This window comes from Halomonas rhizosphaerae (genome assembly GCF_030010555.1).
Taxonomy (GTDB): Bacteria; Pseudomonadota; Gammaproteobacteria; order Pseudomonadales; family Halomonadaceae; genus Halomonas; species Halomonas rhizosphaerae.
Genome location: NZ_JASCQP010000025.1, coordinates 103,654 through 124,069, shown reverse-complemented (window position 1 = coordinate 124,069; position 20,416 = coordinate 103,654). Strand labels below are relative to the sequence as shown.

Annotated in this window: 19 protein-coding genes; 14 read left to right on the top strand and 5 right to left on the bottom strand. The window is 65.1% G+C overall.

The genetic code is table 11. The features are described from left to right. Window positions 1–137 precede the first annotated feature (137 nt). Window positions 138–1,289, bottom strand: a complete 1,152-nt coding sequence (gene cfa, locus QLQ83_RS10105) for a cyclopropane fatty acyl phospholipid synthase (protein WP_282735397.1) — start codon at window positions 1,287–1,289, stop codon at window positions 138–140. A gap of 146 nt (window positions 1,290–1,435) precedes the next feature. On the opposite strand from cfa, the gene QLQ83_RS10100 reads away from it, so the two are divergent. From QLQ83_RS10100 to QLQ83_RS10080, 5 genes are all read left to right on the top strand, one after another. Then, window positions 1,436–1,741 (top strand): MTH1187 family thiamine-binding protein, encoded by a 306-nt coding sequence (locus QLQ83_RS10100; protein ID WP_282735396.1) that lies wholly within the window; start codon window positions 1,436–1,438, stop codon window positions 1,739–1,741. 295 nt (window positions 1,742–2,036) lie between these two features. Next, window positions 2,037–3,137 carry a 4-hydroxyphenylpyruvate dioxygenase gene (hppD, locus tag QLQ83_RS10095; protein WP_282735395.1) on the top strand — a complete coding sequence of 367 codons (1,101 nt, stop codon included), beginning with the start codon at window positions 2,037–2,039 and terminating at the stop codon, window positions 3,135–3,137. A gap of 165 nt (window positions 3,138–3,302) precedes the next feature. Then, a complete protein-coding gene (locus QLQ83_RS10090; protein WP_282735394.1) occupies window positions 3,303–4,763 on the top strand; it encodes a sodium-dependent transporter in 1,461 nt (486 codons plus the stop codon). 196 nt (window positions 4,764–4,959) lie between these two features. Then, window positions 4,960–5,841: a uroporphyrinogen-III C-methyltransferase gene (cobA, locus tag QLQ83_RS10085; protein ID WP_282735393.1), complete on the top strand. Its 882-nt coding sequence runs from the start codon at window positions 4,960–4,962 to the stop codon at window positions 5,839–5,841. A gap of 49 nt (window positions 5,842–5,890) precedes the next feature. Further along, window positions 5,891–6,277: a septal ring lytic transglycosylase RlpA family protein gene (locus tag QLQ83_RS10080; protein ID WP_282735392.1), complete on the top strand. Its 387-nt coding sequence runs from the start codon at window positions 5,891–5,893 to the stop codon at window positions 6,275–6,277. Between the two features lie 42 nt (window positions 6,278–6,319). Here the strand turns inward: QLQ83_RS10080 and QLQ83_RS10075 are convergent, their stop codons facing one another. From QLQ83_RS10075 to QLQ83_RS10060, 4 genes are read right to left on the bottom strand one after another with little or no spacing between them, the layout of a single operon-like run. After that, a complete protein-coding gene (locus QLQ83_RS10075) occupies window positions 6,320–7,402 on the bottom strand; it encodes an ABC transporter substrate-binding protein (protein ID WP_282735391.1) in 1,083 nt (360 codons plus the stop codon). Then, a complete protein-coding gene (locus QLQ83_RS10070; protein WP_282735390.1) occupies window positions 7,399–8,772 on the bottom strand; it encodes a sensor histidine kinase in 1,374 nt (457 codons plus the stop codon). Before QLQ83_RS10070 ends, QLQ83_RS10075 begins: the two co-directional genes overlap by 4 nt. Continuing rightward, entirely contained in the window at window positions 8,769–9,431 is a 663-nt protein-coding gene (locus QLQ83_RS10065; protein ID WP_282735389.1) for a response regulator transcription factor, read from the bottom strand. Before QLQ83_RS10065 ends, QLQ83_RS10070 begins: the two co-directional genes overlap by 4 nt. Then, on the bottom strand, window positions 9,428–10,033 hold the full coding sequence (locus QLQ83_RS10060) for a helix-turn-helix domain-containing protein (protein ID WP_282735388.1): 606 nt from the start codon (window positions 10,031–10,033) through the stop codon (window positions 9,428–9,430). The genes QLQ83_RS10065 and QLQ83_RS10060 overlap by 4 nt, the downstream gene beginning before the upstream one ends. Before the next feature lie 189 nt (window positions 10,034–10,222). Between QLQ83_RS10060 and QLQ83_RS10055 the strand changes: the two genes are divergently transcribed. From QLQ83_RS10055 to QLQ83_RS10015, 9 genes are all read left to right on the top strand, one after another. Beyond that, the gene (locus QLQ83_RS10055) at window positions 10,223–11,212 is read left to right on the top strand and encodes a Bug family tripartite tricarboxylate transporter substrate binding protein (RefSeq protein ID WP_282735387.1); all 990 of its coding nucleotides are present in this window, start codon (window positions 10,223–10,225) and stop codon (window positions 11,210–11,212) included. Beyond that, window positions 11,209–11,661, top strand: a complete 453-nt coding sequence (locus QLQ83_RS10050) for a tripartite tricarboxylate transporter TctB family protein (RefSeq protein WP_282735386.1) — start codon at window positions 11,209–11,211, stop codon at window positions 11,659–11,661. The genes QLQ83_RS10055 and QLQ83_RS10050 overlap by 4 nt, the downstream gene beginning before the upstream one ends. Then, window positions 11,661–13,187 (top strand): tripartite tricarboxylate transporter permease, encoded by a 1,527-nt coding sequence (locus QLQ83_RS10045; protein WP_282735385.1) that lies wholly within the window; start codon window positions 11,661–11,663, stop codon window positions 13,185–13,187. Before QLQ83_RS10050 ends, QLQ83_RS10045 begins: the two co-directional genes overlap by 1 nt. A gap of 323 nt (window positions 13,188–13,510) precedes the next feature. Next, window positions 13,511–14,839, top strand: coding sequence for an urea ABC transporter substrate-binding protein (gene urtA / locus QLQ83_RS10040; RefSeq protein WP_282735384.1), 1,329 nt, complete (start codon window positions 13,511–13,513; stop codon window positions 14,837–14,839). Window positions 14,840–14,916: 77 nt separating this feature from the next. Beyond that, window positions 14,917–16,515: an urea ABC transporter permease subunit UrtB gene (urtB, locus tag QLQ83_RS10035; RefSeq protein WP_411971126.1), complete on the top strand. Its 1,599-nt coding sequence runs from the start codon at window positions 14,917–14,919 to the stop codon at window positions 16,513–16,515. 6 nt (window positions 16,516–16,521) lie between these two features. Next, on the top strand, window positions 16,522–17,661 hold the full coding sequence (gene urtC / locus QLQ83_RS10030) for an urea ABC transporter permease subunit UrtC (protein ID WP_282735383.1): 1,140 nt from the start codon (window positions 16,522–16,524) through the stop codon (window positions 17,659–17,661). Continuing rightward, on the top strand, window positions 17,658–18,503 hold the full coding sequence (urtD, locus tag QLQ83_RS10025) for an urea ABC transporter ATP-binding protein UrtD (RefSeq protein WP_282735382.1): 846 nt from the start codon (window positions 17,658–17,660) through the stop codon (window positions 18,501–18,503). Before urtC ends, urtD begins: the two co-directional genes overlap by 4 nt. Next, window positions 18,503–19,201 carry an urea ABC transporter ATP-binding subunit UrtE gene (gene urtE, locus QLQ83_RS10020; RefSeq protein WP_282735381.1) on the top strand — a complete coding sequence of 233 codons (699 nt, stop codon included), beginning with the start codon at window positions 18,503–18,505 and terminating at the stop codon, window positions 19,199–19,201. The genes urtD and urtE overlap by 1 nt, the downstream gene beginning before the upstream one ends. A gap of 263 nt (window positions 19,202–19,464) precedes the next feature. Then, window positions 19,465–20,361, top strand: coding sequence for an urease accessory protein UreD (locus QLQ83_RS10015; RefSeq protein ID WP_282735380.1), 897 nt, complete (start codon window positions 19,465–19,467; stop codon window positions 20,359–20,361). Window positions 20,362–20,416 lie beyond the last annotated feature (55 nt).

Here is a 20,416-nt window from a genome sequence, read left to right as displayed (position 1 = left end):
CCGGGTGCGCTCGTTGTAGTGATGAGCGATCTCGTGCCAGTGGGCGTCGAAGTTCGCCAGCCAGGCCATCAGGGTGTGGTCGTAATCGGGGCCGACCGGGGGTCATGTAAGCGCCAGTCCCCCCTCGGCTCGGAGGGTCATCGCGGGGCGTCGTAGCGCCTACGGCGTCCGCGGGAGAAGACGACCTGCCAGAGTTGCATATGGCGCGCCCGGAAGGCCCCGGCGCATACCGAGAGATAGTAGCGGAACATGCGCCGGGTGCGCTCGTTGTAGTGATGAGCGATCTCGTGCCAGTGGGCGTCGAAGTTCGCCAGCCAGGCCATCAGGGTGTGGTCGTAATCGGGGCCGAAGTTCTGCCAGTCCTCCATCATCAGGTGATCCTCGCTGGCCTTGGCGATATGCATGGCCGAGGGCAGGACGCCATTGGGGAAGATGTATTTGTTGAACCAGGGATCGGCGCTCACATCGGATCGGTTGGAGCCGATGGTATGCAGCAGGAAGAGGCCATCGGCCGGCATCAGGCGCCTCACCGTCTCGAAGTAGGTGGCGTAGTTGCGGTGCCCCACGTGCTCGAACATGCCGATGGAGACGATGCGGTCATAGAGCCCATCCAGGTCGCGGTAATCCTGCAGCAGGATCTCCACCGGCAATTCGGCGCAGCGCTCCCTGGCCAGGGCGGCTTGTTCCCGGGAGATGGTGATGCCGGTGACCTCGACGTCGTGGTGGCGGGCGGCATGTTCGGCGAAGCTGCCCCAGCCACAGCCGATATCGAGGACCTTCATGCCCGGCTTGAGGTCGAGCTTGCGACAGGTCAGTTCCAGCTTGGCCCGCTGGGCCTGGTGCAGGTCATCGGCCGACTTCCAGTAGCCGCAGGAGTAGCACATGGTGGGGTCGAGCATGCGCTCGAAGAGGTCATTGCCCAGATCGTAGTGGGCCTCGCCCACCATGTAGGCACGGGCCTTGCTCTGCAGGTTGAGAAAGCCGGCCTGCAGGCGGTACTTGAGGCGCTCGGTGGTCGAGCGGGCATGCTCGCCGAGTCCATTCAGCAGCAGCCGGCAGGCCAACTCGTCGATGCGATCACACTCCCACCAGCCATCCATGTAGGACTCGCCGAGCCCCAGGGTCCCCTTATGCAGCACTCGAGAGAAGAAGTCGGGATGCAGTACGCGGATATCATGTGGCGCATCCCCGTTGAGCGTGACGCCCGAGCCATCGAGGAGCTGTTCGATGACCCGGCGGGCCCGAGTATCGGGCAGGGCGATGGGACCGATGCGGGGTTCGCTGGTCATGGAGTCCTCCGGATCCGGTGATGGATGTCAGGCTGGCGAACGCGCTGGGCACGGCTCTACGTCAGTGGCACTTTTGAAAACCAGCATAGACCAGCATCCTGAGGTCGTGTATTTCAACGACTTCACGAACGAGGAGAGTGAGAGCCATGAACGTGATCATCGATTTATGTGTAGTGCCCTTGGGTGTCGGGGTGTCGGTCTCTCCGCATATCGCGGCATGCCAGCGCGTCATCCAGGCGTCCGGTCTCGAGCACCGCATGCATGCCTACGGCACTAACATCGAGGGGCCATGGGACGAGGTGATGGCAGTGGTCAAGCGTTGTCACGAGGTCGTGCACGAGATGGGGGCGCCGCGCATCACCAGCACGCTCAAGCTCGGGACCCGCACCGATCGCGACCAGCATATGGACGACAAGGTGGCGAGCGTCGAGACCCTGCTGGACAGGCAGTAAACCCGAGGGGTCACGGCTGCGGCAGTTTGGCTGTCAACTTTTCGTTACGCCCTGTCAGGGGTTTGCGCCATGCCGGGGGCGGACGCGATGGGCTTGCGGTCGTTGTAAGGAATTCGTTACGAGACAGGGGGCATGGGTCGTGCTGAAGGGGCATCAGGGGCAGCGTTGGCACGTTCCGGCCGGCTGGCCGAGGCACTAGGCTGAGCGTCATCGAGAGCCCGCCGGCGGCTACAACGTCCGCCACGGGTCGATGACGCTCCATCGCGAATTCACAACAACAGCCCCTGGAGGATGCATGAACGCTCCCGCCCATACCCACGACGCCCTCGACCACGCCAATCCCATCGGGACCAACGGCTTCGAGTTCGTCGAGTACACCGCACCGACCGCCGAAGGCATCGAGGCACTGCGCGCCCTGTTCGTCCGCATGGGGTTCACCGAGACCCGGCGCCACCGCTCCAAGCAGGTCACGCTGTTCCAGCAGGAGGGCGTGAACTTCGTCCTCAATGCCGAGCCGGGCAGTCATGCCGCCGAATTCGCCAGGGTTCACGGACCCAGCGCCTGCGCCATGGCCTGGAAGGTGGCCGATGCGCGCCAGGCCTTCCAGCATGCCGTGGACAATGGCGCGGAGCCGGTCGAAAACCCCGTGGCCGATGGCGAAGTGGGCATTCCCGCCGTGAAGGGCATCGGCGGTTCGCTGCTCTACTTCGTCGACCATAAGCTCGACGGCCAAGGCCGCACCATCTACGACATCGACTTCGAGGCGATCCCGGGACGCACACCGCAGGACAACAGCGTCGGCCTGCAGGTCCTCGACCACCTGACACACAACGTCGACCGAGGCCAGATGGATGTCTGGGCCGACTTCTACACCCGCATCGCCAACTTCCACGAGAACCGCTACTTCGACATCGAAGGCAAGATGACCGGGCTGCATTCCCGCGCCATGACCGCGCCCTGCGGCAAGATGCATATCCCGATCAACGAGTCGGCCGACGACACCTCGCAGATCGCCGAATTCCTGCGCGAGTACAACGGCGAGGGGATTCAGCATCTGGCCATGGCCACCGACGACATCTATGCCACGGTGCGGGCCCTCAAGGCCAATGGCGTCACCTTCCTGACGACCCCGGACACCTACTACGAGAAGGTCGACGAGCGGGTGCCCAACCACCAGGAGAAGGTCGAGGACCTGCGCGAGCTGAGCCTGCTGGTCGATGGCGGTCCCGACCAGGGCGTGCTGCTGCAGATCTTCACCGAGACGGTGATCGGACCGATCTTCTTCGAGATCATCCAGCGCAAGGGCAACGACGGCTTCGGCGAAGGCAATTTCAAGGCCCTGTTCGAATCCATCGAGGAAGACCAGATTCGTCGCGGCGTCCTCAAGGCGGATTGACCCTCGACTTGATGCTGGTCGCTGAGCATTCGGCAGGCGGGAGCGGTCAATAGCAGCACAATCGACCGCCCGTCTGCCCAATCACGATAAAATCCGTCACAATGGCGCCCATGTGGCGACCCTTCGCCGTGTCGGAACAACAATTTCCGTGACCCCTGGTGTGCTATGACAACGAATCCACAATCCCGAACCCAGTGGCTCGGCCGCTGGGGTTTTATCCTGGCGGCGACCGGCTCCGCGGTGGGCCTGGGTAACATCTGGAAATTCCCCTATATCACCGGTGAGTTCGGTGGCGGGGCCTTCGTGCTGGTCTACCTGGCCTGCATCCTGGCCGTGGGGGTGCCGGTGATGATGACCGAGATTGCCCTCGGTCGCCGCGGTCGTGGTAGCCCCATCGACGCCATCCGTCGCGTGGTCGGCGAGTCGGGCCGCGGCTCGGCCTGGTCACTGCTGGGCTGGATGGCCATGCTGTGCGGCTTCCTGATCCTGTCGTTCTATGTGGTGGTGGCGGGCTGGTCCTTCTCCTACCTGTGGAAGATGCTGAGTGGTGGCCTGGCCGGTTCCAGCGTCGAGGAGATGGCGGCGATCTTCGGCGCCAACAATGAAAGCCCCCTGAACCTGGGGTTCTGGAGCACCCTGGTCACGGTGGCCACCATGGTGATCGTCGGCAAGGGCGTCCAGGCCGGTATCGAGAAGAGCGTCAGCTGGATGATGCCCGGCATGGTGGTGATGCTGCTGGTGCTGATCGTCTATGGGATGTTCTCCGGCGGCTTCGGCGATGCGCTACGCTTCCTGTTCTCTTTCGATGCCGGCAGCCTCTCCAGCGAGGGCATGCTGGCCGCTCTGGGGCATGCCTTCTTTACCCTCTCCCTGGCCTCCGGGGCCATCCTTACCTACGGCAGTTACCTGCCGGCGCGGGCCTCCATTGCCCGCACTACGCTGACCGTGGCGCTGGCCGACACCCTGGTGGCCCTGATGGCGGGGCTGGCGATCTTCCCGGTGATCTTCGCCAATGGCATGAGCCCAAGCAGCGGACCAGGGCTGATCTTCATGAGCCTGCCACTGGCGTTCCAGGCCATGCCGCTGGGTACCCTTTTCGGCATCCTGTTCTTCGTCATGCTCTCCATGGCCGCCCTGACGTCCTCGATCTCGATGGTCGAGGCCACGGTTTCGTGGCTGTGCGACAACAAGGGATTCTCGCGGCGTACGGCGTCCTGGGGGACCGGCATCGTACTTTGGCTGGTCAGCACCCTGGCCATGCTGTCGTTCAATGTCGGGGCCGACTGGACCCTGGCCGGCAAACACTTCTTCGACTGGCTGGATTACCTGACCGCGCGCTGGATGATGCCGCTGGGCGGTCTGGGCATGGTGCTGCTCGCCGGCTTCGTGCTCAAGAGCGAGACCTTCCGCGAGGAGCTCGGACTCTCTGCCGGCTGGCATGCGCTCTGGCTGTTCATGGTCCGCTACGTGAGTCCGCTGGGCATCCTGGTGATCTTCGTCGATGCCCTGGGGATCACCCGGGTGGACTTCGCGCTGCACTGGCCCTGGCTGCTGGCGGTGCTGGTGGTGATCACCCTGGTCGGTGAGCTGACCAGCCCGCGCCTGCGCCGCGTGCTCTGCCCCTGAGCCTGACGCCACGTCCAGAAGAGCCCTCGTCGCCCCCGCCCNGCCCAGCGGGGGCGACGTCATTGGCGCGTCCCGGGGCGCCCGTCAATTGGCGGACCCGCGGTTATAGGCTTGTGACGAGGGAATAGTGGCAGGCGATGCGTCTTTTAATTACCATAGTGAATAGATGAGCTGCTTAAACTGGAGATAGTGGAATATGCAGGTCGGTCCTCAACACCACGGCGAATCGCTCGCCTCGGGCCTCAGGTGGCCGGCCGGCTCAGCCTTTCCCTCCGGTGGCGTCAGCCTGGTGGGCGCCGGTCCCGGAGACCCGGAGCTGTTGACGATCAAGGCACTGCGCCGCCTGCAGGCCGCCGAGGTGATCCTGCATGACCGGCTGGTCAGCGACGAGATCCTCGCCCTGGCGGCCCCCCAGGCGTCGCGGTTCTACGTGGGCAAGGAGCGCTCGCGACACAGCGTGCCCCAGGATGGCATCAACCAGGCGCTGGTCGACTGGGCCCGGGCCGGCAAGCGGGTGGTCCGTCTCAAGGGCGGCGACCCCTTCATCTTCGGCCGCGGTGGCGAGGAGCTCGAGACCCTGGTGGCGGCCGGCATCGAAGTGGAGGTGATCCCCGGCATTACCGCGGCGTCGGGATGCGCCGCCTATGCCGGCATCCCGCTGACCCACCGCGATCATGCCCAGTCGGTGCGTTTCGTCACCGGGCACCTTCGCAATGGCAGCAGCGACCTGGACTGGCCGACGCTGGCCGGCCCCGGCCAGACGCTGGTGTTCTACATGGGGCTGGGCAGCCTGGCACTGATCGGTGAGCAGCTTCAGCGTCATGGATTGCCGTCCGAGACGCCGGTGGCCCTGATCGAGCAGGGCACCACGGGACGCCAGCGAGTGCATGTCGGAACCCTGCAAGAGTTGCCGCCGACAGGCGAAGTGGTTACTATCCGACCGCCGACCCTGATTATCGTCGGCAGTGTCGTGAGATTGCACGAACGGCTGGCCTGGTTCGACCGGGACCGAGCCACGAGTTCGGGTTGGCTACAGGGCAAGCACCCTGCGCCGTCAACAACCGATCATGGCGCCTGATCGCTGGATGCGAGATTCGGCGCACCAAGGTAAGTCATGAGGTGACAGCATGGGGATACGATCCCGCCTGATTCTGACCTGCTGCCTGGCGGGTCTGCTGATGACCGGCTGCGCCGGCAAGGGGCAGGCCCACGAGACGACATCAGAGACCCAGCAGGGTGTCGCGTCCTACTACAGCGACCGCTTCCAGGGCCGGACCACGGCCAGCGGTGAGCCCTTCGACCAGCAGGCCCTCACTGCCGCCCATCCCTCTCTGCCGTTCGGAACCAAGGTGGTGGTGACTCGCGAGGATAACGGCCGCGAGGTCGAGGTGTTGATCAATGACCGGGGCCCCTATGCCAAGGGGCGTATCATCGATCTCTCCAAGCGTGCCGCCAAGGCGCTCGGCATGTTGCATCGCGGTACCGCCCCGGTGGAAATCTCCTACGTGCAGTGAGTCGGCCGTGGCGGGCGAAGCGCCCGTCAGGCTGTTCGTCGGTCACCGTTGTTCGCTGCGTGAAAATTCCCGCTGCCAGCGGGTCAGCAGTGCCTCACGCTTGAGGTCGTCCAGGGTGGCCAGAAGACCGGGGCCCAGGGTGATTGGTCGCAATGCCTCGCCTCTTTCCTGACGCAGTGACGTCGCCGTGCCCGGCCCCTCGAGCGCAGGATGGATGGCGCCCAGAGTGGTCTCGCGGGCGAGTACTGCCTGTCCCGGCTCGCCGATCAGATAGTCGAGAAAGCGCTCGGCCGCGGCGGGGTGGGGCGCCTGACGCGGGATCAGGGCCAGGCGTTGGGTCACCAGCGCATAGTCCTCGGGCACCACGATCCTCAGCTGTGGCTGATCGGCCAGACGGTCTCGGGCATAACTTCCCAGCAGGTTGTAGCCCACCTGATAGCGTCCCTCGATCAGTCCCTCCAGCATCTCCCCTGTGGTATCCACCAGATCGGCCTCGGCCTTTCCCAGTGCCGCCACCAGATCCCAGTAGCGGGGCGAGAGCCGCGATTCCTCGATGGCATAGGTATAGCCTGCGCCACTGGTGGCCGGGTCATAGGTCACCACCTGGCCCTGCAGGGCCGCTGCATGGCGCTCTAGCAGGGCGAGCAGGTCGGCATGCCCCCGTACCTCCCCGAAGCGCTCGATGACGGTCTCGTTCACGACCATGACGATGGGCTCGAAGGTGAAGGCGAAGAGCTCATGACGCCAGCGTGCCCAGGCCGGCCAGCGCCGTGCGTCGGGACTCTCCAGGGAGCGGGCATGACCCTCGTTCGCCAGCCGGTACTGCCAGGGCATGGCCGAGGAAAGCAACACATCGGCCTCGTCCGGCTCGACCAGGAAGCGTTCATGCAGCGCCAGGGTGGTCAGGTTGCGGTAGCGCACCTCCAGGTCGGGATTCTTGTGATGAAAGTCCTCCAATAGCGGGCGCATCTGGGGCAGGTCCAGGGCGCCATGAACCACCAGCTGAGAGGTGGGGCCGATGTCGGTCGTGGCAGCGTAGTGCAGAGTTTCGTCGGCGCCGGCGGGCGCACCGACCAGGCCGAGAGGCAGCAGCCACCGACAGGCAAGCCGGCTCAGGCGATTCATGGGCTTTCTCCCGGAAATTGCAGTACCACGGTCAGTCCACGGCCGTCATGGCCGGACGATAGTTGCAGGCGTGCGCCGTGTGTCCGTGCGATACCATCGACGATCGCCAGTCCCAGACCGGACCCTTTCACGTCCTCGCGGTCGCGGTGAAAGGGGCGCAGCATCAGCAGCCGTCTCTGCGGGGGTATCCCGGGGCCGTCGTCCTCCACGGCCAGGCGGGGCGGTTTGTCCTCGACCTGCACCGTGACTCGTCGCCCTCCGTAGCGACAGGCATTGTCGATCAAGTTGCCGATGGCCTCGGCGATCAGCCAGTCGATGCCTCGGACCCAGACCTCGCCCTCGACGGTCTCGACCCCCAGGTCGACCCCTTGCCGGTGGCATGACGTCCAGTGGTCGCGAACGGCCTGGCGGGCGATGGTGTTGAGTTCCAGGGGGACCAGGTCCGGGCGATACTCCGGATTGGCCAGCCGGGTCAACGAGAGCAGCTGCACTGCTAGCCTTGCAGTTCGGGCGCTGGTGGCCTGCATGGCAACCAGCGCCTCCTTCCAGCGCGCCGGATCGTCCTGTCGAAGGGCGAGTTCGGCCCGAGCCGACAGACCCGCCAGGGGGGTCCGCAACTGGTGCGAGGCATCGCCAATGAAGCGTTCCTGATTGGCGCGCACCCGGCGCATCCTGGCCAACAACTCATTGACGGTATCGCGAAGCTCGGCGAGTTCCCGCGGCAGGGAGAGCGCCAGGGGGGCGAGGGTGCGCGGGTCACGGGCACGGATCGCGCGGCGCAGTCGGGTCAGCGGCGTCAGCGCGGCACGGATCGCCAGCAGCAGCCCCACCGTCGCCAGCGCCGCCATGGCCAGGATCATCGCGAGGTTGGCTCGCCACAGCTCGGCGGCCAAGGCATCACGACCCTCGCGGCTATGGGCGACGCGGACCTCGAAGGGTTCGCGCACCCGCCAGTCCTCGAAGCGCGTGCGGCGGACTCCCTGGCGCAGCGACAGATCCTGCCAGTCGATGTTGCGATAGAGCAGGGTGTCCTCTCCCCCCAGGCCCTGTCGCGAATCCCCCGGCAGGTTGGCATTGCCGGTGATCAGGCGACCCTGGCCGTCCACCAGGCTGTAGAAGACCCGTTCCTCGGCATCGGTGGCCAGCATCTCCAGGGCCGCCGGCGGCAGGTCTAGCCAGAGACGGTCGTCCTGCCACTGCACCTGTTCGGCAATGGCCAGGGAGGCGGCCTCGAGCAGTCGGTCGAAGGCGCGGTCGGCAGTACGCTGAGCGTCCACCCAGGCCTGGATCAGGATCAGGCTGCCCAGCACCAACAGGGGAAGCAGCAGCCATCCCAGCAGGCGCCGATAAAGGCTGTCGCCCCGCCTCACTCGACCTCCAGCAGGTAACCCAGGCCACGCACCGTTCGCAAGGCAACGCCGGCGTGGCCGAGTCGCTTGCGCAGGCGGTGGACATAGACCTCGATGGCGTTGTCCCCCATGGGATCGCCCTGGAAGGCCTCCTCGGCAAGCCGGGCCTTGTCCACCGGCTCGCCGGCATGGCGCATCAGGCAAGCCAGCAGGCGTTGCTCGCGGGGCGGAAGAGCGAGCGGTGCATCCTCGAGCGTGAAACGCTGGTTCTGGGTGTCGAGCACCAGGGGGCCGACCCTGAGCTGCGGATCAGGACCGCGACGCCGCAGCAGGGCGCGGACCCGGGCCTCGAGTTCATCCAGGGCAAAGGGCTTGGCCAGGTAGTCGTCCGCGCCCAGGTCGAGGCCTCGCACTCGATCCTCCACGGCGCCTCGTGCCGTCAGGATCAGCACCGGGGTGTCACGGTCGTGGCGCCGCAGTGCCTCGAGGACCGCCAGGCCGTTGCATCCCGGCAGGTTCAGGTCGAGCAGCACCAGTTCGACACCATGCCCCGGCACCGAGAGACGCGCCCGCGCCGCGTCTCCGTCCGCCAGGTGGCAGACGTCGTGGCCCTCGAGACCGAGGGTGTCGACCAGGGTCTCGGCCAGCAGCGCATCATCCTCCACCAGCAACACGGTCATGGCCCTGCCTCCCGGGGTGGGCTGGTCGCCAGCGACGCCATGGCATCGGCCAGGAGGCGATGTGCCTGGTGCGAGTCCAGACGTCCGGTGGGGCCCGACAGGGCGAGCCACATGGGGGGCTCGATGGCATCCCCCGGCAGTGGCTGGCACACCATCACGCCGCCGGGCAGTTCCGGGCGAGGGTCATCCGCGGCCGCCGCTGTCCAGCGGTCCCCCGGGCGCAGGTCATGACGCAGGGCGACGTCGGGAAGGGTGACGAGGCGGCACTCCACCATGCCGTCCTCCACCTCGAGCAGGGCAGCGGTCTCACCGGTATCGGCCGCCAGGCGGACGAGCAGGGGCTGGATCCGGGTCGCCAGGTGTCGGCCGGGGAGGTGCCGTCGTGCCAGGCGGACCGGGGCATGGCCGAGGTGCCAGCGGCCCTGCTCGTCGCGTTGCACATAGTCGAAGCGGGTCAGCGACCCCAGCAGCCGCAGCAAGGTGCTCTTGTAATAGCCGGTGGCCTGGGCCAGCTCGGCCAGCGTGAAGTGGTCCTGGGGGGAGTCGAATGCCTCGAGCACCGTCAGTGCCCGTTCCACGGCTTCGACACGGTCCTGTGCCATCGAAGGGACGCGCCTCCTCGTTGCGTTGAACTTTGGTCGTAATCGGAGCCTCAGGCGTTGACGTCCGTCAACGCCAAGCCTAACTTTCCACCCTGAGGAACGATGTTCTGCCTTACAGAATTGTAAGGAAAGCTGACAGGTTCCGCAAGCCAACAATCACACAAGCATGACATCAGGAGGAACGCCGCCATGAATCTCAAGCGCCCCGTCCAGCTGGTCGCCGTCGCCGTTCTGGCGACCACCGCCGCCTCGACCTTCGCCTTCGAGCCCCAGGGCAAGGTGGAATGCCTGGCACCCGCCGATCCGGGCGGCGGCTGGGACTTCACCTGCCGCAGTGTCGGCAAGGTGATGGAAGATCTGGATATCGTCCCGCGCAGCGTCCAGACCATCAACATGGCCGGTGCGGGCGGTGGCGTGGCCTTCGGTCACACCATCAGCAAGCGTGCCGGTGATGAACAGCTGCTGGTGGCCGCCTCGACTGCCACCACGACCCGCCTGGCTCAGGGCCAGTTCCCCAACATGACCGCCGACATGGTCAACTGGATCGGCGCCCTGGGGGCCGACTACGGCATCATCGCTGTAGCGGCCGATTCCGAGCACGAAGACCTCAACGACCTGATGGAGGCCCTCAAGGAAGACCCGCGCAGCGTCAAGTTCGCCGGCGGCAGCGCCAAGGGCGGCTGGGACCACCTCAAGGTATTGATTGCCGCCCAGGCTGCCGATGTCGAGAACCTGCCGCGGATTCCTTACCTGTCGTACAACAACGGCGGCGAGGCCCTGACCCAGGTGATCGGCGGCCACGTCGATGCCTTCACTGGCGATATCACCGAGGCGCAGGGGTTCATGGAGTCCGGTGATCTCAAGGTACTCGCGGTGCTTTCCGAGGAGCGTCTGCCCGGCGAGTTCGAGGATATTCCGACTGCCATGGAGCAGGGGGTCGATGCCCTGGGGCCCAACTGGCGCGGCTTCTATATGCCGGCTGACATCTCTGACGACGCCAAGCAGTACTGGGTCGACGCCATGGACACCATCTATGAAAGCGAGGAGTGGCAGAGCGTCATGAAGCAGAATGGTCTGATGCCCTTCCACATGAGCGCCGGGGAATTCGAGACATTCGTCATGAACCAGATCGAAGAGATCGAGACTCTCTCCAAGGACATCGGGCTGATTCAGGAATGACCTATAACGATCGTATCTTCGGAATACTGATGATCGTCCTGGCCGTCGCGTACGGCTGGGGCACCACTCAGTTCAACGAACCCTTCGGCGGGGCCGAGGCAGTCGGCCCCGAGACCTTTCCCCGCCTGCTGGCCGTCGTACTGGGGCTCTCCAGCCTTTACATGGTCGTACGGCCGGATCCAGACCATGCGTGGCCCTGGAGCCGCACCGGTATCGAGCTCATCGTCGCCGTGGTGGTGCTGATCCTCTATGCCATGTTGCTTCAGCCACTCGGCTTCATCATCAGCACGACCCTCGCCGTGGGAACCCTGTGCTGGCGCATGGGATCGCGTCCGGTCAAGGCCTACGCCACCGGGGCAATTTCCGGGGTGGTGGTGTTCCTGCTGTTCAACTTCGCCCTCGATCTGTCGCTGCCGCTGGGCCTGCTGTCATTCCTGGAGGTGAGTTGATGGAAACGCTTGGCTTCTTGATGGATGGGTTTGGCGTCGCCCTGGCGCCGCACAACCTGATGTTCGCGCTACTCGGTGCCTTCCTCGGCACCCTGATCGGGGCGCTGCCGGGCCTGGGGCCGGCCAACGGGGTGGCGATCCTGATTCCGCTGGCCTTCACCCTGGGGCTCGCCCCGGAAACCGCGATGATCATGCTCACGTCGGTCTATGCCGGCGCCATGTATGGCGGACGCATTTCGTCGATCCTGTTGAACATCCCCGGTGACGAACCGGCGATGATGACCTGCCTCGACGGCTATCCCATGGCCCAGCAGGGCAAGGCCTCCGAGGCGCTGGCGATCTCCGCCGTGGCCTCCTTCATCGGCAGCCTGGTCGCCACCATCGGCCTGATCCTGCTGGCGCCTCTGCTGGCGGATTTCGCCCTGACCTTCGGCCCGGCCGAGTACTTCGCGCTGTTCCTGCTGGCCTTTGCCACCCTTGGTGGCATCACCGGCAAGAACCCCATGAAGACCGTGGTGGCCGCCGCCATCGGCCTGATGATCGCCACCGTGGGCATCGACTCCACCGGGGTGCAACGCTACACCTTCGGCACCCTGGAGCTCTACGAGGGCGTGGACTTCATCATCGCCATCGTCGGGTTATTCGCCATCTCCGAGTTGCTGTTCTTCATTGAAGAGAAGGCCGGCGGCGGCAAGGAAAAGATGGCCGTGAACAAGCTTACGCTGAAATGGAAGGATATCCGCAACATCCTGCCTTCCAGCTTCCGGGGTGGCGTGCTGGGCTTCATTGCCGGCGTCCTGCCCGGTGCCGGCGCCTCGCTGGGCAGCTTTATCGGCTATACCCTCGAGAAGAAGATAGTCGGCAAGAAGGGCTACTTCGGCCAGGGTGACCCGCGCGGCGTGGCCGGCCCCGAGGCCGGCAACAATGGCGCCTCCAGCGGCGCCCTGGTGCCCATGTTGACCCTCGGCGTGCCGGGCAGCGGCACCACTGCGGTGCTGCTGGCGCTGCTGATCTCGCTCAACATCACGCCCGGGCCGCTGATGTTCACCCAGAATGCCGATATCGTCTGGGGCGTGATCGCTGCGCTGCTGATCGGTAACTTCCTGCTGCTGATTCTGAATATTCCGCTGGTGGGCATCTTCGTCAAGCTGCTCTCGGTGCCGCCGATGTTCCTGCTGCCGGTGGTCACCATGATCGCTTTCGTGGGCATCTACTCGATCAGCAACACCGTCTTTGATCTCTACTTCATGGTGGCCTTCGGTGTTGCCGGGTATATCTTCCGCAAGTTGGAGATTCCGCTGGTACCGATTATCCTCGGCCTGCTGCTGGGGCCGGAGATGGAGAAGAACCTGCGCCATGCCATGGACATCTCCGATGGTGACTGGACCATCCTGTGGGATAGCGGGTTGGCCATCGGGCTGTGGGTGTTCGCCGGCCTGGGGCTGATCCTGCCCTACATCGTCGGCCCGGTCCTGCGCCGTCGGATGCGGGTCACCACCGGCACGGGCGGTCCCGAGGGCGACTGAGCCTCGGCCCCATCGTCACTGCCTATCGGGGGCGCCGGCCGAGCCGGCGCCCCCGTTTTGCGTGTTGGCCCTCCTGCGTCACGACGGTGCGTTGCACCAGAGGCATAGACGATCGTGGGGCAGGGCGGTGTGCCCCTTGCACCAGGATATCGCCTTGTGATGCCTCCGGTCCTTCGGGGGCGTTCATCCAACTATCTGAATGAAAGGATAAAAACCGGCATCGTGCTGATATGGCACATCCCTTGCGACAGCGGTGAGAGACATCCCGCGATGTTCTCCCTCGCTGGACTCATTGACAACAACATCGATCGCAAGGAGATCCCATGATCCCGTCCTCCGTGAATCGCACTTCCCGTTGGCTGGCCGTTCCGCTGCTGAGTGCGGCCGTCGCCACACCCGCCCTGTCCCAGGAAGACCCCATCAAGGTGGGCATCCTGCACTCTCTCTCCGGCACCATGGCCATCAGCGAGACGGTGCTCAAGGACACCGTCGAGATGCTGATCGAGCAGCAGAACGCCCAGGGCGGCCTGCTCGGACGTGAACTGGAAGCCGTGGTGGTGGACCCGGCCTCCGACTGGCCGCTGTTTGCCGAGAAGGCGCGCGAACTGCTGGCCCAGGAGGAGGTTGACGTCATCTTCGGCAACTGGACATCGGTATCGCGCAAGTCGGTGTTGCCGGTGGTCGAGGAGCTCAATGGCCTGCTCTTCTATCCGGTGCAGTACGAGGGCGAGGAGTCCTCCGAAAACGTCTTCTACACTGGCGCGGCGCCCAACCAGCAAGCGATCCCCGCGGTGAATTACCTGATGAACAACGTCGGCGTTGAACGCTGGGTACTGGCCGGCACCGACTACGTCTATCCGCGCACCACCAACAAGATCCTCGAGGCCTACCTGAAGGACGAGTTCGGGGTCGCGGAAGACGACATAATGGTCAACTACACGCCCTTCGGGCACTCGGACTGGCAGAACATCGTCTCCGAGATCAAGGAGTTCGGCAGTGAGGGCAAGAAGACCGCCGTGGTCTCGACGATCAACGGAGACGCCAACGTGCCCTTCTACCGGGAACTCGGCAACCAGGGTATCGATGCCGCCGACATCCCGGTGGTGGCCTTCTCGGTGGGCGAGCAGGAGCTGACCGGCATCGACACGGCGCCGCTGGTCGGGCATCTGGCGGCCTGGAACTACTTCATGAGCGTCGATACCGATGCCAACTACGACTTCATCGACGCCTGGATCGAATACACCGGGGACGAGATGGCGGTGACCAACGATCCCATGGAAGCCCATTACATCGGCTTCAACATGTGGGCCGAGGCAGTGCGCAAGGCCGGCACCACCGACGTCGACGCGGTCAAGGACGCGATCATCGGTGTCAGCGTGCCCAATCTCTCCGGTGGCTATGCGGCCATGATGCCCAACCACCACATTACCAAGCCGGTGCTGATCGGCGAGATCCAGGACAATGGTCAGTTCTCCATCGTCTGGGAGACCCCGTCCACGGTGGCCGGTGATGCCTGGTCAGACTATCTGGAGGGATCCAGGGACCTGATCAGCGACTGGCGCAAGCCCATGGAGTGCGGCAACTACAACGTCGTGAAGGGTAGCTGCGGTGGGAGCGAGGCCCAGGAAGAGGTCGCCTCCGCAGACGAATAGGACCGGTCTGCCACCGGGTCAGCGCCTGACCCGGTGGCGATGACACGCCACTCGACGATCATTGCCAGGAATTCCCCATGAAGATCCCCCCTTGTCTCAGGCGGATGCTGGTCCTGTGCCTGCTGGCCTGTCTGCCGTTGGCGGCCAATGCGCAGGATGACGACGGCCAGCAGCTCCTCGAGTCACTCGATGCCTCGTCCTACGCCCAGATGGGTGTGGCCATCGAGGCCATCATTACCAGTGGCGACGAGCGCAGTCGTGGCTGGCTGGAGGCGCTGCTGGGCGGCAAGCTGCAGCGACACAAGGAGACGGGCCGCTTTGTCGTGGTGCTCGAGAACCGGGGCCGTGACTGGCCGGTGGTCGATGCCCTGACGGGCGAGGCCCTCGGCGAGATGTCGAGGCGCGACCTTGATCGGCTCGGCATCAACAACGCCCTGCGTGGCCAGTTGCAGGGCGCGCTGGCGGTGCTTGACCTGCAGGCCGATGGGGTCAGCGAACGCCGCCAGGCGGCTCGCGCCCTGCTCGGCGACGTCGATGCCACCCTTGCCGAGCCACTGACGGTGGTGATCGACGCCGAGGAGGATGCCGAGGTTCGCCGCCTGCTCCAACAGGCGCTGGCGATCCATCGCCTGGAAGAGGGTGACCTGGCGGCGGTGGACGCCCTGGCGGGCAGTTTGAATTCCCGGGTACGCTCGGCGCTGAATACCGCCAGTCGCAGCGAGGACCCTGGGCTCGCCGCCGCTGCGACCTCGGCCCTGGCCGATATCGAGCAGAAGATGAAGCTCAATCGAGGACTCGAGACCCTATACTTCGGCCTGTCGCTTGGCTCGGTACTTGTGCTGGCGGCCATCGGGCTCGCCATCACCTTTGGCGTCATGGGCGTCATCAACATGGCCCATGGCGAGCTGATCATGCTCGGCGCCTACACCACCTGGGCCATGCAGCAGCTGATGCCTGGCCAGCCGGGACTGGCGATGGTGCTGTCGATTCCTGCCGGTTTCCTGGTGGCGGCGTTGGCCGGTATTGCCATCGAACGCGGCGTGATCCAGTTCCTCAAGGGCCGTCCTCTGGAGACTCTGCTGGCCACCTTCGGTGTTAGCCTGATCCTCCAGCAGCTGGTGCGCACCGTGATCTCGCCGCTGAATCGCACCGTGGTCACTCCGGAGTGGATGAGCGGCTCGATCATGATCAATGAGGGGCTCTCGCTGACCCTCAACCGCCTCTACGTGCTGGGCTTTGCGCTGGTGGTGTTCGCCGGCCTGATGCTGGTGATGCGACGCACACGCCTGGGGCTCGAGGTGCGGGCGGTGACCCAGAATCGCGCCATGGCACGCTCCATGGGCATTCGGGCGACCCGTGTGGACATCATGACCTTCGCCCTGGGGTCGGGCGTGGCCGGGCTCGCCGGCGTGGCGCTCTCCCAGCTCACCAACGTGGGGCCCAACCTGGGCCAGAACTACATCATCGACTCCTTCATGGTGGTGGTCTTCGGCGGCGTCGGAAACCTGTGGGGTACCCTTGTGGCCGGGCTCTCGCTGGGCGTGATCAACCAGGTCCTCGAACCCTGGGCAGGTGCCGTGCTGGCCAAGATCCTGGTGCTCGTGTTCATCATCCTGTTCATCCAGAAGCGCCCCCGCGGACTCTTTCCGCAGAAGGGCCGGGCGGCGGAGGGCTGATTCGTCATGTGGCTGACAAGACCATTTCGTGAACGTTCGACGCAGCTCTTCCTGGGGATCCTGCTCGCCGCTCTGGCAACGGTGACGCTGCTCAACCTGATGCTGCCGGCGGGTCATCCGCTGCATGTCTCGACCTACACCGTGACGCTGCTCGGCAAGTACCTGAGCTATGCACTGCTGGCGGTAGCCGTGGACCTGGTATGGGGCTATCTCGGTATCCTGAGCCTGGGGCACGGGGCCTTCTTCGCCCTGGGCGGCTATGCCATGGGGATGTACCTGATGCGCCAGATCGGCGACCGGGGCACCTATGGTGATCCGGTGCTGCCGGATTTCATGGTGTTCCTCGACTGGGAGGCGCTGCCCTGGTACTGGCTGGGCTTCGACATGGCCTGGTTCGCCTTCCTGATGGTGCTGCTGGCGCCGGGCCTGCTGGCCCTGGTGTTCGGTTTCCTGGCCTTCCGTTCCCGGGTCACGGGGGTGTACCTGTCGATCATCACCCAGGCGCTGACCTTCGCCCTGATGCTGGCCTTCTTCCGCAACGAGATGGGGTTCGGTGGCAACAACGGTCTCACCGACTTCAGGGAGCTGCTGGGCTTCGACCTGCGCAGCGATGCCACCCGGCTCGGGCTGTTCCTTGCCACCGGGATCGCGCTGGCGCTGGGGTATGTGCTGTGCCGGGCGATCGTCGCCAGCAAGCTGGGCCGGGTCAGCGTGGCTACCCGCGACGCCGAAGCGCGCACGCGTTTCCTCGGCTACCGGGTCGAACGCTTTCAGCTCTTCGTCTTCGTGGTTTCGGCGATGCTGGCCGGGGTGGCCGGCGCCCTCTACGTGCCCCAGGTGGGCATCATCAATCCAAGCGAGTTCTCGCCGATCTTCTCGATCGAAATCGTGCTATGGGTCGCGCTGGGCGGGCGGGCCACCCTCTACGGGGCGGTCATTGGTGCCATTCTGGTCAACTACGCCAAGACGGTCTTCACCGGGGTGATGCCTGATGCCTGGCTGTTCGCCCTCGGTGGCCTTTTCGTGCTGGTTACGGTGCTGCTGCCCAAGGGCATAGCCGGCTTGCTCGCCTATCGCCTGACACCCCGGCGCCTCAAGCGAAAGCCCGCTGCCCAGTCATCTACTCCCGGGGAGGCCTCCGCATGAACATTCTGCATTCTCTGGCCGATCGTGATCGCGTCTTCGACTTCCTGGTCCCCGCCAGATCACCGGTCGATGTTCGCCACGGGCCGATCCTCTATGTCGAGGATGTCACCGTCAGCTTTGATGGCTTCAAGGCCATCAATGATTTGAACCTGACCATCGACGACGGCGAGCTGCGTTGCATCATCGGGCCCAATGGTGCGGGCAAGACCACCATGATGGACATCATTACCGGCAAGACGCGGCCCGACAGCGGCTCGGTCTGGTTCGGCAGCCGGCATGACCTCCTGGCCATGAGCGAGCCCGAAATCGCCAGCCTCGGCATCGGGCGAAAGTTTCAGAAGCCGACGGTCTTCGAGGCGCTGACGGTGTTCGAGAACCTGGAGCTGGCCATGGCGGCCGACAAACGCATCCTGCCCACGCTTACCGCCCGGATGACCGGCGAGGTCCGTGACCGCATCGAGGAGGTGCTCGCGACCACCGGTCTGGTGGCGACACGCCACCACCCGGCGGGCATCCTCTCCCACGGGCAGAAGCAGTGGCTGGAGATCGGCATGCTGCTGATGCAGCGTCCGCGACTGCTGCTGGTGGACGAGCCGGTGGCAGGCATGACCGAGCAGGAGATGGAGCGCACCGCGGAGTTGCTGACCAGCCTGGCCGGAAAGGGCAAGCAGTCCGTGGTGGTGGTGGAGCACGACATGGGCTTCGTGCGCTCGATCGCCCGCACGGTGACGGTGCTGCATCAGGGCAGCGTGCTGGCCGAGGGCAGCATGGATCAGGTCTCCCGCGATCCCAAGGTCGTCGAGGTTTACCTGGGCGCCGATCCCGACGAGGAGGCCGCCTGATGCTGACCATCGACACGCTCAACCAGTTCTACGGCGAGAGTCACACCCTGTGGGACCTCGACCTGACCGTGCCGGCCGCCGAGTGCACCTGCGTGATGGGCCGCAACGGGGTAGGCAAGACCACACTGATGAAGGCCATCATGGGTGAGGTGACGGTCGCCTCGGGCAGCATCCTCTATGACGATGGCATCGAACTGACCAGGCGGCGGGTGGAGGAACGCGCACGGCTGGGGATCGGGTACGTGCCTCAGGGACGGCAGATCTTCCCCCTGCTCACCGTGGAGGAGAACCTGCGCACCGGCCTGGCGGCGAGGACGGATGGGCTCAAGCACATTCCGTCGCGCGTCTATGAGCTCTTTCCCGTCCTCGAGGAGATGAAGCATCGTCGCGGCGGTGACCTCTCGGGAGGGCAGCAGCAGCAGCTGGCCATCGGCCGGGCGCTGGTGCTGGAACCGAGGCTGCTGATCCTCGATGAGCCGGGGGAGGGCATCCAGCCCAATATCGTGGCCCAGATCGGTGAGGTCATTCGTCGACTGATTCAGGAGGATGGTCTGAGCGTGTTGCTGGTGGAGCAGAAGCTGCCCTTCGCCCGCCGATATGCCGACCGCTTCGTGATCATGGACCGCGGACGCCCCATGGCCAGGGGCAGGATCGATGAGTTGTCCGATGCACTCATCAAGGAGCACCTGACGGTTTAGGCCGGGGAGCGCCAGAAGGCAAGGAGCAAGGGGTCCTTTGTGCATAGGGCCCCTTGCTCGTTTATGGCCCGACTGTCCGGGCGGCTGCACCTTCAGGGGGCAGCGAGGCGTGTCGGCTGCACCCCGATGAGACGTTGTGGTCCGTTACCGAGAGCCTGCCCTCTTTCTCAAGCCGCTGAATATAATAGAAAAACCTCATGCTTCCCCATTCTGGTACATCCCTTGCTGATGCTTGGGCAGAGATACCTGGCTATGAGCTGCCCATGACCGTCTTCGAGTCTTCCCTGGATGCCCCGCTGCCGATCGATTCCGGTCACCGCTTCGATGCGGATCGCCATTGGGCGGCCTCTCTCGAGCTCGGCTTCGAGGCCCGTGAGGGGGTGACCCGCATGGCGCGATCCCGTCATCTGGGTCCGCTGCGCGTCCAGCGTCCCTTCCACCCCGAAGGCCAGGGCGGCGCCTGCCATGTCTACCTGCTGCATCCCCCCGGCGGCCTGGTCAGCGGTGACGCCCTGTCGATTACCGCCGGGGTCGGCGCACATGCCCATGCGCTGTTGACGACCCCCGCCGCCAACAAGCTCTACAAGGCCGACAGCCATGGAGTGGCCTGGCAACAGCACACCCGCCTCGACATCGCCGACAGCGGGATACTCGAGTGGCTGCCACAGGAAACCATTGCCTTCGATGGCTCCCGAGGAGAACAGCGCACCACCATCGCGCTTTCGGGGTCGGCACGCTGCCTGGGCTGGGAGGTGATGGCCCTGGGCCGCCCGGCGAGCGACTTGCCCTTTTCCTCGGGGCGCATCGAGCAGCGCTTCCGCCTGACCCGGGATGGTCGGCCACTCTGGCTGGAGCGTCAGCCGCTGGATCCTGGCCACCCGCGCTTCCGTGGCCACTGGGGGCAGGGCGGGGCCACCGTGCAGGCTACGCTCTGGGCGGTGGGACTCGAGGATGAACGCGAAGCCGTTGACGCCCTGCGCGAAGGCCTGCCCGGGATGTCTCCCCGGTGCGCGGTCACGGTGCGCCACGGCGTACTGCTGCTGCGCTACCTCGGCCAGGAGCGTAACGAGGCCTGGGACCTGTGTCGTCGTGCCTGGGAAATCCTGCGGCCACGTTTGATCGGCCTGCCGGCCCATACGCCGCGCATTTGGCTGACGTAGTTTGGGTACTGTGAGAAACGTGCTGCCGTCCTGTGGGAGCCGTGCTTGCACGGCG